The sequence below is a fragment of the Streptomyces thermoviolaceus genome, assembly GCF_045209695.1.
GTDB classification, from domain to species: domain Bacteria; phylum Actinomycetota; class Actinomycetes; order Streptomycetales; family Streptomycetaceae; genus Streptomyces; species Streptomyces thermoviolaceus.
In genome coordinates this window covers 2,358,609-2,372,647 of record NZ_CP109280.1, presented here as the reverse complement: position 1 = coordinate 2,372,647, position 14,039 = coordinate 2,358,609, and the positions used below count along the sequence as shown (strand labels likewise).

The 14,039-nt window shown below is 68.1% G+C and carries 22 protein-coding genes; 21 read left to right on the top strand and 1 reads right to left on the bottom strand.

The features are described 5' to 3' along the window. Position 1: 1 nt before the first annotated feature. The 19 genes from rplX (at position 2) to truA (ending at position 11,451) form a co-directional block, all read left to right on the top strand. On the top strand, positions 2-325 hold the full coding sequence (gene rplX, locus OG899_RS10300) for a 50S ribosomal protein L24 (RefSeq protein WP_125496509.1): 324 nt from the start codon (positions 2-4) through the stop codon (positions 323-325). Further along, entirely contained in the window at positions 325-885 is a 561-nt protein-coding gene (rplE, locus tag OG899_RS10295) for a 50S ribosomal protein L5 (protein ID WP_125496508.1), read from the top strand. Before rplX ends, rplE begins: the two co-directional genes overlap by 1 nt. 5 nt (positions 886-890) lie before the next feature. Continuing rightward, a complete protein-coding gene (locus OG899_RS10290; RefSeq protein WP_003956452.1) occupies positions 891-1,076 on the top strand; it encodes a type Z 30S ribosomal protein S14 in 186 nt (61 codons plus the stop codon). 210 nt (positions 1,077-1,286) lie between these two features. Further along, positions 1,287-1,685, top strand: coding sequence for a 30S ribosomal protein S8 (gene rpsH / locus OG899_RS10285; RefSeq protein WP_028420766.1), 399 nt, complete (start codon positions 1,287-1,289; stop codon positions 1,683-1,685). Between the two features lie 24 nt (positions 1,686-1,709). Then, on the top strand, positions 1,710-2,249 hold the full coding sequence (rplF, locus tag OG899_RS10280; protein ID WP_125496506.1) for a 50S ribosomal protein L6: 540 nt from the start codon (positions 1,710-1,712) through the stop codon (positions 2,247-2,249). A gap of 3 nt (positions 2,250-2,252) precedes the next feature. Next, a complete protein-coding gene (gene rplR, locus OG899_RS10275) occupies positions 2,253-2,636 on the top strand; it encodes a 50S ribosomal protein L18 (protein WP_125496505.1) in 384 nt (127 codons plus the stop codon). A 42-nt stretch (positions 2,637-2,678) separates the two neighbouring features. Beyond that, positions 2,679-3,284 carry a 30S ribosomal protein S5 gene (gene rpsE / locus OG899_RS10270; protein WP_014674381.1) on the top strand — a complete coding sequence of 202 codons (606 nt, stop codon included), beginning with the start codon at positions 2,679-2,681 and terminating at the stop codon, positions 3,282-3,284. A gap of 2 nt (positions 3,285-3,286) precedes the next feature. Next, complete coding sequence (gene rpmD, locus OG899_RS10265; RefSeq protein ID WP_125496504.1) at positions 3,287-3,469, top strand: 50S ribosomal protein L30; 183 nt, start codon at positions 3,287-3,289, stop codon at positions 3,467-3,469. 2 nt (positions 3,470-3,471) lie between these two features. Further along, the gene (rplO, locus tag OG899_RS10260; RefSeq protein ID WP_125496503.1) at positions 3,472-3,927 is read left to right on the top strand and encodes a 50S ribosomal protein L15; all 456 of its coding nucleotides are present in this window, start codon (positions 3,472-3,474) and stop codon (positions 3,925-3,927) included. Positions 3,928-4,110: 183 nt separating this feature from the next. Next, complete coding sequence (gene secY / locus OG899_RS10255) at positions 4,111-5,424, top strand: preprotein translocase subunit SecY (RefSeq protein ID WP_125496502.1); 1,314 nt, start codon at positions 4,111-4,113, stop codon at positions 5,422-5,424. Further along, positions 5,424-6,086 carry an adenylate kinase gene (locus OG899_RS10250; RefSeq protein ID WP_125496501.1) on the top strand — a complete coding sequence of 221 codons (663 nt, stop codon included), beginning with the start codon at positions 5,424-5,426 and terminating at the stop codon, positions 6,084-6,086. The genes secY and OG899_RS10250 overlap by 1 nt, the downstream gene beginning before the upstream one ends. Before the next feature lie 160 nt (positions 6,087-6,246). Further along, a complete protein-coding gene (gene map, locus OG899_RS10245; protein WP_168131386.1) occupies positions 6,247-7,083 on the top strand; it encodes a type I methionyl aminopeptidase in 837 nt (278 codons plus the stop codon). Positions 7,084-7,234: 151 nt separating this feature from the next. Next, positions 7,235-7,456 carry a translation initiation factor IF-1 gene (infA, locus tag OG899_RS10240; protein ID WP_003948620.1) on the top strand — a complete coding sequence of 74 codons (222 nt, stop codon included), beginning with the start codon at positions 7,235-7,237 and terminating at the stop codon, positions 7,454-7,456. A gap of 79 nt (positions 7,457-7,535) precedes the next feature. Continuing rightward, positions 7,536-7,649 carry a 50S ribosomal protein L36 gene (gene rpmJ, locus OG899_RS10235; protein WP_003974245.1) on the top strand — a complete coding sequence of 38 codons (114 nt, stop codon included), beginning with the start codon at positions 7,536-7,538 and terminating at the stop codon, positions 7,647-7,649. A gap of 195 nt (positions 7,650-7,844) precedes the next feature. Then, positions 7,845-8,225 carry a 30S ribosomal protein S13 gene (gene rpsM, locus OG899_RS10230; RefSeq protein ID WP_067397078.1) on the top strand — a complete coding sequence of 127 codons (381 nt, stop codon included), beginning with the start codon at positions 7,845-7,847 and terminating at the stop codon, positions 8,223-8,225. A 67-nt stretch (positions 8,226-8,292) separates the two neighbouring features. Next, positions 8,293-8,697, top strand: coding sequence for a 30S ribosomal protein S11 (gene rpsK / locus OG899_RS10225; protein WP_125496499.1), 405 nt, complete (start codon positions 8,293-8,295; stop codon positions 8,695-8,697). 161 nt (positions 8,698-8,858) lie between these two features. Further along, positions 8,859-9,881, top strand: coding sequence for a DNA-directed RNA polymerase subunit alpha (locus OG899_RS10220; RefSeq protein ID WP_125496498.1), 1,023 nt, complete (start codon positions 8,859-8,861; stop codon positions 9,879-9,881). 133 nt (positions 9,882-10,014) lie between these two features. Continuing rightward, a complete protein-coding gene (gene rplQ, locus OG899_RS10215; RefSeq protein WP_125496497.1) occupies positions 10,015-10,521 on the top strand; it encodes a 50S ribosomal protein L17 in 507 nt (168 codons plus the stop codon). Between the two features lie 75 nt (positions 10,522-10,596). Further along, positions 10,597-11,451, top strand: coding sequence for a tRNA pseudouridine(38-40) synthase TruA (truA, locus tag OG899_RS10210; RefSeq protein ID WP_125496496.1), 855 nt, complete (start codon positions 10,597-10,599; stop codon positions 11,449-11,451). A 160-nt stretch (positions 11,452-11,611) separates the two neighbouring features. Here truA and OG899_RS10205 read toward each other — a convergent pair whose 3' ends face one another. Further along, positions 11,612-12,487 carry a hypothetical protein gene (locus tag OG899_RS10205; RefSeq protein ID WP_125496495.1) on the bottom strand — a complete coding sequence of 292 codons (876 nt, stop codon included), beginning with the start codon at positions 12,485-12,487 and terminating at the stop codon, positions 11,612-11,614. A 348-nt stretch (positions 12,488-12,835) separates the two neighbouring features. Between OG899_RS10205 and rplM the strand changes: the two genes are divergently transcribed. Next, on the top strand, positions 12,836-13,279 hold the full coding sequence (gene rplM / locus OG899_RS10200; RefSeq protein ID WP_125496494.1) for a 50S ribosomal protein L13: 444 nt from the start codon (positions 12,836-12,838) through the stop codon (positions 13,277-13,279). Between the two features lie 42 nt (positions 13,280-13,321). Next, positions 13,322-13,834: a 30S ribosomal protein S9 gene (gene rpsI / locus OG899_RS10195; protein ID WP_125496493.1), complete on the top strand. Its 513-nt coding sequence runs from the start codon at positions 13,322-13,324 to the stop codon at positions 13,832-13,834. Positions 13,835-14,039 lie beyond the last annotated feature (205 nt).

Below are 14,039 nucleotides of genomic sequence, written 5' to 3'. Positions count from 1 at the left end.
CATGAAGATCAAGAAGGGCGACCTGGTCCAGGTCATCACCGGCAAGGACAAGGGCAAGCAGGGCAAGGTCATTGCCGCTTACCCGCGCGAGGAGCGCGTCCTGGTCGAGGGTGTCAACCGGGTCAAGAAGCACACCAAGGCCGGGCCGACCGCCCGCGGCTCGCAGGCCGGCGGCATCGTGACCACCGAGGCCCCGATCCACGTCAGCAACGTCATGCTGGTCGTGGAGAAGGACGGCAAGAAGGTCGTCACGCGCGTCGGTTACCGCTTCGACGAGAACGGCAACAAGATCCGCGTTGCCAAGCGGACGGGTGAGGACATCTGATGACGACCACCACCGTGACTCCGCGTCTGAAGCAGAAGTACAAGGGCGAGATCGTCCAGAAGCTGCGTGACGAGTTCAAGTACGACAACGTCATGCAGGTTCCGAACCTGGTCAAGATCGTGGTCAACATGGGTGTGGGCGACGCCGCCCGCGACTCCAAGCTGATCGAGGGCGCCGTGCGCGACCTCGCCACGATCACCGGCCAGAAGCCGGCCGTCACCCGGGCCCGCAAGTCCATCGCGCAGTTCAAGCTGCGTGAGGGCCAGCCGATCGGTGCCCACGTCACGCTCCGTGGCGACCGCATGTGGGAGTTCCTGGACCGCACCCTGTCGCTGGCGCTGCCGCGCATCCGCGACTTCCGCGGTCTGTCCCCCAAGCAGTTCGACGGCCGTGGCAACTACACGTTCGGTCTCACGGAGCAGGTCATGTTCCACGAGATCGACCAGGACAAGATCGACCGCGTCCGGGGTATGGACATCACCGTGGTGACCACGGCGACCAACGACGAAGAGGGCCGTGCCCTTCTCCGTCACCTCGGCTTCCCGTTCAAGGAGGCGTGAGCGAGATGGCGAAGAAGGCTCTCATCGCGAAGGCCGCTCGCAAGCCGAAGTTCGGTGTGCGCGCGTACACCCGCTGCCAGCGCTGCGGCCGTCCCCACTCCGTGTACCGCAAGTTCGGCCTGTGCCGTGTGTGCCTTCGTGAGATGGCCCACCGCGGCGAGCTGCCGGGCGTGACCAAGAGCTCCTGGTAATCCCGGGCAGGGATTCACCGGGCTCTCGGTAAGCAGACAGGGCGGTCAGACGCCCAGCTCCCATGGCTTAGGCTTGGGGGGTTGGGCGCCTGCCGCCGCCCGTACGACTTACTACGCCGTAGGTCCACCGCGCCGCACCCGTCCCGTCTCGGATCGGGGAGAGGGATGGCGCACCAGGAAACCCCGGCGAGAGAGGCCCAAGGCCAATTCATGACCATGACTGATCCGATCGCAGACATGCTCACGCGTCTGCGGAACGCGAACTCGGCATACCACGACACCGTGACCATGCCGCACTCGAAGATCAAGTCGCACATCGCGGAGATCCTCCAGCAGGAGGGCTTCATCACCGGCTGGAGGACCGAGGACGCCGAGGTCGGCAAGAACCTCGTTCTCGAGCTGAAGTACGGCCCGAACCGCGAGCGCTCCATCGCGGGCATCAAGCGGATCTCCAAGCCCGGTCTCCGGGTGTACGCGAAGTCCACCAACCTGCCGAAGGTGCTCGGCGGCCTGGGCGTGGCGATCATCTCCACGTCGCACGGTCTCCTCACCGACAAGCAGGCCGGCAAGAAGGGCGTGGGTGGGGAAGTCCTCGCCTACGTCTGGTAACGGAAGGGAACGGAGGAAACAGCTATGTCGCGCATCGGCAAGCTCCCCATCGCGGTTCCCGCCGGCGTGGACGTCACCATCGACGGCCGTACGGTCAAGGTCAAGGGCCCCAAGGGCGAGCTGACCCACACCGTCGCGGCGCCGATCGAGGTCGTCAAGGGCGAGGACGGCACCCTGCGGGTGACCCGCCCCAACGACGAGCGTCAGAACAAGGCTCTGCACGGCCTGTCCCGCACGCTGGTGGCGAACATGATCACCGGCGTGACCCAGGGTTACGTGAAGAAGCTCGAGATCAGCGGTGTCGGTTACCGCGTGACGGCCAAGGGCTCGGACCTGGAGTTCGCGCTCGGCTACAGCCACCCGATCACCGTGCAGGCGCCCGAGGGCATCACCTTCAAGGTCGAGTCCCCGACCCGTTTCTCGGTCGAGGGCATCGACAAGCAGAAGGTCGGCGAGGTGGCGGCCAACATCCGCAAGCTGCGCAAGCCCGACCCGTACAAGGCCAAGGGCGTCAGGTACGAGGGCGAAGTCATCCGCCGCAAGGTCGGAAAGGCGGGTAAGTAAGCCATGGCATACGGGCAGAAGATCCTCAAGGGCGACGCCTACAAGCGCGCCGCGATCAAGCGCCGTCACATCCGGATCCGCAAGAAGGTCTTCGGTACGGCGGAGCGTCCCCGTCTGGTCGTGACCCGCTCCAACCGGCACATCGTGGCCCAGGTGATCGACGACCTCAAGGGGCACACCCTGGCGTCGGCGTCCACCATGGACAACTCGATCCGCGGGGGCGAGGGCGACAAGTCCGCGCAGGCCAAGAAGGTCGGCGCCCTGGTCGCCGAGCGTGCCAAGGCCGCGGGTGTCGAGGCCGTCGTGTTCGACCGTGGTGGCAACCAGTACGCCGGGCGCATCGCCGCCCTGGCGGACGCCGCCCGCGAGGCCGGGCTCAAGTTCTGAGCCGGTTCCGTTAGCTAGCGGAAACAGAGAGAGGTAATTCCAATGGCTGGACCCCAGCGCCGCGGCAGCGGTGCCGGTGGCGGCGAGCGGCGGGACCGGAAGGGCCGTGACGGCGGCGCTGCTGCCGCCGAGAAGACCGCGTACGTCGAGCGCGTCGTCGCGATCAACCGCGTCGCCAAGGTTGTGAAGGGTGGTCGTCGCTTCAGCTTCACCGCGCTGGTCGTGGTGGGCGACGGTGACGGCACCGTGGGTGTCGGATACGGCAAGGCCAAGGAGGTGCCGGCCGCCATCGCCAAGGGCGTCGAGGAGGCCAAGAAGCACTTCTTCAAGGTCCCCCGGATCCAGGGCACCATCCCGCACCCGATCCAGGGTGAGAAGGCTGCCGGTGTCGTGCTGCTCAAGCCGGCTTCCCCGGGTACCGGTGTGATCGCCGGTGGTCCGGTGCGTGCCGTGCTCGAGTGCGCCGGTATCCACGACGTGCTGTCGAAGTCGCTCGGCTCCGACAACGCCATCAACATCGTGCACGCGACCGTGGAGGCCCTCAAGGGCCTGCAGCGTCCCGAGGAGATCGCGGCCCGCCGCGGTCTGCCGCTGGAGGACGTCGCCCCCGCGGCCCTGCTGCGCGCTCGTGCCGGGGTGGGTGCGTAATCATGGCTCAGCTGAAGATCACGCAGGTCAAGTCCTACATCGGCAGCAAGCAGAACCACCGTGACACCCTGCGGACGCTCGGGCTGAAGAAGCTCGGCGACGTGGTCGTCAAGGAGGACCGTCCGGAGTTCCGCGGCATGGTGCAGTCCATCCGCCACCTCGTGACGGTCGAGGAGGTCGACTGATCATGGCGGAGCAGAACCCGCTCAAGATCCACAACCTCCGTCCCGCCCCGGGCGCCAAGACCGCCAAGACCCGTGTGGGTCGTGGTGAGGCGTCGAAGGGTAAGACGGCCGGTCGTGGTACGAAGGGTACGAAGGCCCGTTACCAGGTTCCGGAGCGCTTCGAGGGCGGCCAGATGCCGCTGCACATGCGCCTCCCGAAGCTGAAGGGCTTCAAGAACCCGTTCAAGACGGAGTACCAGGTCGTCAACCTGGACAAGCTGGCCGCGCTGTACCCCGAGGGCGGCGAGGTCACGGTCGAGGACCTGGTGGCCAAGGGCGCTGTGCGCAAGAACAGCCTCGTCAAGGTCCTGGGCCAGGGCGAGGTCTCCGTGGCGCTGCAGGTGAAGGTGGACGCCGTCTCCGCCTCCGCCAAGGAGAAGATCACCGCCGCCGGCGGTTCCGTCACCGAGCTCGTCTGAGTCCTGTGGACCGCGTCTCGATGACGTAGGCATCCCGACCGGGGATACCTCTCGTATGAGGTATCCCCGGTCGGTCGTTCCACGGGAGGCGCTGTCGCCGGTAAGGTGGCCTGCGCTGTCCTTATAGTCGAACCTCAAGACCGTCACCCTTGACGCACTTGCGCGGGGGTCGCAGGAGGCACCGTGCTCACCGGCTTCGCCCGGGCGTTCAGGACGCCCGACCTGCGCAAGAAGCTGCTCTTCACGCTCGGCATCATCGTGGTGTACCGCATCGGCACCCACATCCCGATCCCGGGCGTCAACTACAAGGCCGTCCAGCAGTGCGTGACCGAGGCCTCCGGCAACCAGGGCCTGTTCGGTCTCGTCAACATGTTCAGCGGCGGCGCGCTGCTCCAGATCACGGTCTTCGCGCTGGGCATCATGCCCTACATCACGGCGAGCATCATTCTCCAGCTGCTCACCGTGGTGATCCCGCGCCTGGAGGCCCTGAAGAAGGAGGGGCAGACCGGCACCGCCAAGATCACCCAGTACACCCGGTACCTGACGATCGCGCTGGCCATCCTCCAGGGCACCGGCCTGGTGGCGACCGCCCGCAGCGGTGCCCTGTTCTCCGGGTGCACCGTCGCGCAGAGCATCGTCCCGGACCGGGCGATCTTCAACACCATCGTCATGGTGATCTGCATGACCGCCGGCACCGCGCTGGTGATGTGGCTCGGCGAGCTGATCACCGACCGCGGCATCGGCAACGGCATGTCGATCCTGATGTTCATCTCGATCGCGGCGACGTTCCCGTCCGCGCTGTGGGCCATCAAGAAGCAGGGCACCCTGGCGGACGGCTGGATCGAGTTCGGCACCGTCATCCTGATCGGCCTGGTCATGGTCGGCCTGGTCGTCTTCGTGGAGCAGGCGCAGCGCCGGATCCCGGTCCAGTACGCCAAGCGGATGATCGGCCGTCGGTCCTACGGCGGTACGTCCACCTACATCCCGCTCAAGGTGAACCAGGCAGGTGTGATCCCTGTCATCTTCGCCTCGTCCCTGCTCTACATCCCGGCGCTGATCGCGCAGTTCTCCGGGGGCGATTCCGGGTGGAAGACCTGGATCCAGCAGAACCTGACCAAGGGCGATCACCCGATTTACATCACTTTGTACTTCTTGCTCATCGTCTTCTTCGCGTTCTTCTACGTGGCGATCTCCTTCAACCCCGAGGAAGTCGCCGACAACATGAAGAAGTATGGTGGCTTCATCCCGGGCATCCGGGCTGGCCGACCGACCGCTGAGTACCTGTCCTATGTGCTCAACCGGATCACCTGGCCGGGTTCGCTGTATCTGGGTCTGATCGCCCTCGTACCGACAATGGCGTTGGTCGGTTTCGGCGCGAGCCAGAACTTCCCCTTCGGCGGCACCAGCATCCTGATCATCGTGGGTGTGGGCCTCGAGACGGTGAAGCAGATCGAGAGCCAGCTCCAGCAGCGCAATTACGAAGGGTTCCTCCGCTGATGCGAATCGTCCTCGTCGGCCCGCCGGGCGCCGGTAAGGGAACGCAGGCCGTGCGGCTCGCCGAGAAGCTGCGTATCCCGCACATCTCCACCGGCGACCTGTTCCGTGCGAACATCAGCCGGCAGACCGAACTGGGCAAGCTGGCGAAGTCCTACATGGACGCCGGAAACCTGGTGCCCGACGAGGTCACCATCGGCATGGCCAAGGACCGCATGGAGCAGCCGGACGCCGAGAACGGCTTCCTGCTCGACGGCTTCCCGCGCACCGTCGCCCAGGCCGAGGCGCTGGACCGGCTGCTGCAGGAGGAGAACATCCGGCTCGACGCGGTGCTGGACCTGGAGGCACCCGAGGACGAGGTGGTCAAGCGGATCGCCGGCCGGCGCATCTGCCGCAACGACTCCAGCCACGTCTTCCACGTCAGCTACAACGCTCCGAGCACCGAGGGCGTGTGCGACGTGTGCGGTGGGGAGCTGTACCAGCGGGACGACGACAGCGAGGACACCGTCCGCAAGCGGCTGGAGGTCTACCACTCGCAGACCGAGCCGATCATCGACTACTACAAGGCCCAGGGGCTGGTCGTGACGATCTCCTCGATGGGCCCGGTGGGCGAGGTCACCCAGCGCGCGCTGGGCGCCCTGAAGCGCGAGGACGCCGCGCAGTAGCCTCGAGCGCCGCCCGCAGCCGCGGTCCCCTGGCCGAGGGGGCCGCGGCTGCGGCGTGGGGGCACCCGCGGCCCCCGTATCGTTGAATGAGTCCGCCCGCCCGCGGGGACCCGAGCCCCCGTCGGAGCACACGCCCCGGTCCAGAAAGGCCGCATTCCCCATGGTGCAGATCAAGACCCCCGAGCAGATCGCCAAGATGCGTCAGGCGGGGCTGGTCGTCGCCGCCATCCACGCGGCCACCCGGGAGGCGGCCGTGCCCGGGGCGACCACCAAGGACCTGGACGAGGTGGCCCGCAAGGTGCTCGCCGAGCACAACGCCAAGCCGAACTTCCTCGGCTACGGCGGCTTCCCGGCCACCATCTGCACCTCCGTGAACGAGGTCGTCGTCCACGGCATCCCGTCCGAGGACGTCGTCCTCAAGGACGGGGACATCATCTCCATCGACTGCGGCGCGATCGTCGACGGCTGGCACGGCGACGCGGCCTACACCGCCTTCGTCGGCTCCGGCCACGCCCCGGGGCTGATCGAGCTGTCCCGGGTGACCGAGGAGTCGATGTGGGCGGGCATCGCGGCGATGAAGCAGGGCAACCGGCTCGTCGACATCTCCAAGGCCATCGAGTCCTACATCCGTCGCCAGCCCAAGCCGGGCGGCGGCCGCTACGGGATCATCGAGGACTACGGCGGGCACGGCATCGGCACCGAGATGCACATGGACCCGCACCTGCTGAACTACGTCGACCGGCGCCGCGGCAAGGGCCCCAAGCTGGTCCCCGGCCTGTGCCTGGCCATCGAGCCCATGGTCTCCCTGGGCACGCCGAAGACCCGGGTGCTGCAGGACGAGTGGACGGTCGTGACCCTCGACGGCACCTGGTCCGCCCACTGGGAGCACTCCGTCGCCCTGACGGAGCAGGGCCCGCTGGTCCTCACCGCCCCGGACGGCGGCAAGGCCAAGCTCGCCGAGTACGGCATCACGGCCGCGCCCGACCCGCTGGCATAGCGCTCCGCCCGGGAGGGCAGACTTCCTCGATTCGCCTTTCGCGGTGCGTCGACGTAGACTGACGCGTCGGCTCTTGTGCACCCGCATGTCCGCATGCACCCAGACGCGGTGCAGGGGAGTCGATCAAGGTAGTCGATTCGAAGGGCGAAGCGTGGCCAAGAAGCAAGGTGCCATCGAGATCGAAGGCACTGTCGTCGAGTCTCTGCCGAACGCCATGTTCAAGGTCGAGCTCCAGAACGGCCACCAGGTCCTGGCACACATCAGCGGCAAGATGCGGATGCACTACATCCGTATCCTCCCTGACGACCGGGTCGTGGTGGAGCTGTCTCCGTACGACCTGACGCGTGGCCGGATCGTCTACCGGTACAAGTAGATCTTGCCCACGTCCCGTGTGCGTGCCGCCAGGCGGTGCACGGGGCCGCCGGCAACTGACCCGGAGAACCTCACATCCCATGAAGGTCAAGCCGAGCGTCAAGAAGATCTGCGACAAGTGCAGGGTGATCCGCCGCCACGGCCGGGTCATGGTCATCTGCGACAACCCGCGCCACAAGCAGCGCCAGGGCTGACGCACGACCGACCGCACCCTCTGCACCGTCTTCGCAGAGATTCGCGCGACGCGAGCTGAAATGTTCATAAGCAGGGCCCTCGCGGGCGATCGCGAGACACCCCCGGTTCGGAGGCCGGGGACCCAGTTCGTACCTCGTACGGCGGCTGGGATCCGGTCCTGTGGAAGACCTCCGAAGATCACCAGGAGCCATTGAATGGCACGCGTTTCCGGTGTCGACATCCCGCGCGACAAGCGCGTGGAGGTCGCCCTCACCTACGTGTTCGGCATCGGCCGGACCCTTTCGAAGCAGACGCTGGCCGCCACCGGCGTCGACCCGAACACCCGCGTCCGCGACCTGACCGAAGAGCAGCTCGTCGCGATCCGCGAGTACGTCGACAACAACATCAAGACCGAGGGTGACCTCCGTCGCGAGATCCAGGCCGACATCCGCCGCAAGGTCGAGATCGGCTGCTACCAGGGTCTGCGTCACCGCCGCGGTCTGCCCGTCCGTGGTCAGCGCACCAGCACGAACGCTCGTACCCGCAAGGGTCCGCGCCGCGCCATCGCCGGCAAGAAGAAGCCGGGCAAGAAGTAGTCCGCAGCGGACACCGGCCCGCGGTCTTCGCTGTCAGGACCGACCACCTCCCACAGGAGTTTCAGACATGCCCCCCAAGGGACGTCAGGGCGCGACCAAGAAGGTGCGCCGCAAGGAAAAGAAGAACGTCGCTCACGGCCACGCTCACATCAAGAGCACGTTCAACAACACCATCGTTTCGATCACCGACCCGAGCGGCAACGTGATCTCCTGGGCCTCCGCCGGCCACGTCGGCTTCAAGGGCTCCCGGAAGTCCACGCCGTTCGCCGCGCAGATGGCCGCCGAGTCGGCCGCCCGCCGCGCCCAGGAGCACGGCATGCGCAAGGTCGACGTCTTCGTCAAGGGCCCGGGCTCCGGTCGTGAGACCGCGATCCGGTCCCTGCAGGCCACGGGTCTCGAGGTCGGCTCCATCCAGGACGTCACCCCGACCCCGCACAACGGCTGCCGTCCGCCGAAGCGCCGCCGCGTCTGACCCGCGGCCGCGAGGCAACGGCTCTCGACAAGGATCCGGGCGGTACGGCCGCTGTGGCCGTATCGCCCGTACCCTTGCAGTATCCGCACCTTTTGTCCGCGGTGCGGCTTGAGTCGGGCGTCATATAGCGGGCGCCCCCGACTGAAGGATCTGATCCACTCATGCTGATCGCTCAGCGTCCCTCGTTGACCGAAGAGGTCGTCGACGAGTTCCGCTCCCGGTTCGTGATCGAGCCGCTGGAGCCGGGCTTCGGCTACACCCTCGGCAACTCTCTGCGCCGTACCCTGCTGTCCTCGATCCCGGGTGCCGCCGTCACGTCCATCCGGATCGACGGCGTCCTGCACGAGTTCACCACCGTGCCGGGCGTCAAGGAGGACGTCACCGACCTCATCCTCAACATCAAGCAGCTGGTCGTCTCCTCGGAGCACGACGAGCCGGTCGTGATGTACCTGCGCAAGCAGGGCCCGGGTGTGGTCACCGCCGCCGACATCGCCCCGCCGGCCGGTGTCGAGGTGCACAACCCCGACCTGGTCCTCGCCACGCTGAACAGCAAGGGCAAGCTGGAGATGGAGCTGACCGTCGAGCGCGGTCGCGGTTACGTCTCCGCCATGCAGAACAAGCAGGTGGGCCAGGAGATCGGCCGCATCCCGGTCGACTCCATCTACTCGCCGGTGCTCAAGGTCACCTACAAGGTCGAGGCCACGCGTGTCGAGCAGCGCACCGACTTCGACAAGCTGATCGTCGACGTCGAGACCAAGCCGGCCATGCGGCCGCGCGACGCCATGGCGTCGGCCGGCAAGACCCTGGTGGAGCTGTTCGGTCTCGCCCGCGAGCTGAACGTCGACGCCGAGGGCATCGACATGGGCCCGTCCCCGACGGACGCCGCCCTGGCCGCCGACCTGGCCCTGCCGATCGAGGAGCTGGAGCTGACCGTCCGCTCCTACAACTGCCTCAAGCGTGAGGGCATCCACTCCGTCGGTGAGCTGGTCGCCCGCTCCGAGGCGGACCTGCTGGACATCCGCAACTTCGGTGCGAAGTCCATCGACGAGGTCAAGGCGAAGCTGGCCGGCATGGGCCTGGCCCTGAAGGACAGCCCGCCCGGATTCGACCCGACCGCCGCCGCCGACGCCTTCGGCACGGACGACGACGCGGACTCGGGTTTCGTGGAGACCGAGCAGTACTGACCGAGCAGTACGGACAGGTCTCCGTACTTCCGGGGCCCGCACCGCGGGCCCCGGATCTCTGACAGACAACCGTCTGCTCAGATACTGACCCCGGTACCTGATACGGCCGGGGCAGACACACAGGAGAAGAACCATGCCGAAGCCCACCAAGGGTGCCCGTCTGGGCGGCAGCGCCGCGCACGAGAAGCTGATCCTCGCGAACCTCGCGAAGTCGCTGTTCGAGCACGGCCGCATCACCACCACCGAGGCGAAGGCCCGCCGCCTGCGCCCGTACGCCGAGCGCCTGATCACCAAGGCGAAGAAGGGCGACCTGCACAACCGCCGCCAGGTGCTCCAGGTCATCACGGACAAGAGCGTCGTCCACACGCTCTTCACCGAGATCGGCCCGCGCTACGAGAACCGTCCGGGTGGCTACACCCGCATCACCAAGATCGGCAACCGCCGTGGCGACAACGCGCCCATGGCGGTCATCGAGCTGGTCGAGGCGCTGACGGTGCAGCAGAAGGCCGTGGGCGAGGCCGAGGCCGCCACCAAGCGTGCGGTCAAGGAGGCCGAGGAGGCCAAGGCCGCCGAGGCGAAGGCCGAGGAGTCCACCGAGGCCAAGGCCGAGGAGAGCGCCGAGGAGTCCAAGGACGCCTGAGGCACCCCCTCGCGCTGAGCGGGTCCGCCCCCGAGGGGGCGGACCCGCTTTCGCGTCGGTTGAGAGGATGTCCCCGTGAGTGACGAAGTACAGCCCGGGCACGTCCGTATCCGCCTCGACCTGTCCTACGACGGCACCGACTTCCACGGGTGGGCCAAGCAGCCCGGCGGCCGGCGCACCGTGCAGCAGGAGATCGAGGACGCGCTGCGGACGGTCACGCGGTCCCGGCAGACCTTCGAGCTGACGGTGGCCGGGCGTACCGACGCCGGCGTGCACGCGCGCGGCCAGGTGGCGCACGTGGACCTGCCGGAGGAGGTGTGGCGCGAGCACCACGAGAAGCTGCTCAAGCGGCTCGCCGGGCGGCTGCCGAAGGACGTGCGGGTGTGGGCGCTGCGCCCGGCCCCCAGCGGCTTCGACGCCCGTTTCTCGGCGATCTGGCGCCGGTACGCGTACCGGGTGACCGACAACCCCGGCGGCGTCGACCCGCTGCTGCGCGGCCATGTGCTCTGGCACGACCGGCCGCTGGACGTGGACGCCATGAACGAGGCCGCCCGGCATCTGCTCGGCGAGCACGACTTCGCCGCCTACTGCAAGAAGCGCGAGGGCGCGACCACCATCCGCACCCTGCAGCAGCTGAGCCTGGTCCGGGGCGAGGACGGGATCATCACCGCCACGGTCCGCGCCGACGCCTTCTGCCACAACATGGTGCGCTCGCTCATCGGCGCGCTGCTGTTCGTCGGCGACGGCCACCGCCCGCCCGAGTGGCCCGGCCAGGTGCTGGCGGCGCGGGTGCGGGACTCGGCGGTGCACGTCGTCCGGCCGCACGGGCTGACCCTGGAGGAGGTCGGCTATCCGGCCGACGAGCTGCTGGCCGAGCGCAGCCGGCAGGCGCGCAACAAGCGCTCGCTGCCGTCGGAGGGCTGCTGCTGAGCACCGCCTGCGGCCCGTCGCGCCGGGTGGGGGTGCGGGTGCGGCCCGGCGGTTTTCCGCGGCCGCCGGTCAGGCGCGCGCCTCGCCTCGTGCCTGCCGCTCCGGTTTCCGGTCGGCGGCGGCCGCCGGTCCGGCCGGCCCGCCGTGCCCGCCGGGCCGCCTACTGGTTCGCCGCCGCCGACGCCTGGGCCTCGCCGCGTCGGCGGATCTGCTGGAAGGTGAACGCGGCCAGATCGTCGCCGGTGCGGAAGGCCGCGGTGTCCTTGGTGGTCACGTCCTTGCCGGAGGTGAAGCCGGTGAGGGTGAAGTAGGCGTAGCGGCCGTAGGAGTTGGTGGTGGAGCGGCACACCGCGCCGGTGCAGAAGGCGGGCACATCGCTGCCGGAGAGCGGTTTGACGATGCTCTTCGTGTCGGCCTGGCCCTTGGCCTTGGTGGCCTGGGCCTCGGTGTCGAAGACGGCGACGCCGACGGTGACCGCGATGCCGTCCTGGGTGTAGGTCGCGCGGATCACCCGGGTGCAGCCGTTGGAGGTGAGCACCGTGCCGAGGGTGCCCTGGACGGCCGAGGCGCAGTCGGTGGTGTCGGCCGTGGGGCCCTTGGCGTACTGCGCGGAGCCCATGGTCACCCGGGTGCCCGGGAAGAGCGTGTCCGGGCCGAGCGGGGCGGTGTCCTTCGTGGCACTGGATATGAAGTCCTTCGGGTCCAGCGGCGGCGGGGCGCTGGTGGGCGCGAAGGACGGGGTGGCCGAGCTGCTGGGCAGGGCGGCGGTGGAGGGCAGCCCGGAGGGCGGTCCGTCGGGGGTGCCGCCCCCGCCGGCGTTCATCACGGCCACCGCGACGGCCGTACCCACGGCGACGGTGGCCAGCGCGCCCCCGCCGACGAAGAGCAGCCGACGCCGCTTGGCACGTGCCTCGGAGGCCTCGGCGAGCGCCTCCCAGTCCGGGGTCCGGCTGGCGCCCTCGCCGGTCCACGCCTGCTGGGACTGCGGTGTCCACGGATCCCACTGGGACTGCGAGCCCCCCTGCCCATGACTCATGCCGCGCATCTTAACGGTGGCCGGTCTCACACCCGCCGGGCGTGCGGGCGGCGGGGCCCGGGGCCGTGCCCGCCGGGGCGCCGCACGGCCGTACACTGGGAGACGGAACAGGCATGAAACAGCGCCGCCGCCCCCGTTTTGCCTGGGGTGGGCGCCGTGGGTATTCTGCTTGTTCGTTGTGTATTGGCTTGCTCATTCTCACGGGACGGGCCCTTACACCGGTCCACCGGGCCGATGACCAGCGACCCCACGTACGCGGCTTGCGTCACCGCCGTGGGTCAAGGCTGTCGTGATCGTCTTCGGTGACCTTGTCAGGACCATTCACTGAAGAAGCGAAGGCTACGAACCGTGCGTACGTACAGCCCCAAGCCCGGCGACATCACGCGCCAGTGGCACGTCATCGATGCCCAGGACGTCGTCCTGGGCCGTCTGGCGTCCACCGCCGCTTCCCTTCTGCGGGGCAAGCACAAGCCGATCTACGCGCCGCATGTCGACACCGGTGACTTCGTCATCATCATCAACGCCGACAAGGTGCACCTCTCCGGCAACAAGCGGACCCAGAAGATGGCCTACCGGCACTCCGGCTACCCGGGTGGTCTGCGCTCCGTCCGTTACGACGAGCTGCTCGACAAGAACCCGGAGAAGGCCATCGAGAAGGCCGTCAAGGGCATGCTCCCGAAGAACTCGCTGGGCCGTCAGATGCTCTCGAAGCTGAAGGTCTACAAGGGTGACCAGCACCCGCACGCGGCTCAGCAGCCGGTGCCGTTCGAGATCACCCAGGTCGCGCAGTAAGTCCGGCCACCCCCCAAGACTGAAGAGAAGCTGAGGAGAATCGTGGCCGAGACCACTGCCGAGCAGCCGCTCGAAGAGCTTGACATCGACAGCTACACCACCGAGTCCGAGGTCCCCGTCGAGGGCGAGTACACCTCGGAGTCCCTGGCCTCCCGCTTCGGCGAGCCGCAGCCGGCCGCCGGCCTGGGCCGTCGCAAGAACGCCATCGCCCGCGTCCGGATCGTCCCGGGCACCGGCCGGTGGAAGATCAACGGCCGCACCCTCGAGGACTACTTCCCGAACAAGGTGCACCAGCAGGAGGTCAACGAGCCCTTCAAGGTGCTGGAGCTGGAAGGCCGTTACGACGTCATCGCCCGTATCTCCGGCGGTGGTGTCTCCGGTCAGGCCGGTGCCCTGCGCCTGGGTGTCGCTCGTGCCCTGAACGAGGCCGACGTCGACAACAACCGCGGCCCGCTGAAGAAGGCCGGCTTCCTGCGCCGTGACGACCGTGCCGTCGAGCGCAAGAAGGCCGGTCTGAAGAAGGCCCGCAAGGCTCCGCAGTACAGCAAGCGCTGACGCGCAGCTGCCTGCGGGCAGGCTCCCTCGAACGCCCCGGCGGCACGCCCGTGTGCCGTCGGGGCGTTCGTGTATCACAGGTGCCTGGCGTATAACGGCACAAGGTGACGGACGGCTGATCCGATCGGATGCCAGGTCCGTCCGCTGTTGCCCGGTCCCTCACCCCGCAGGCGCGCCGAGGACATCCAACCCAGCGAACAAGCGA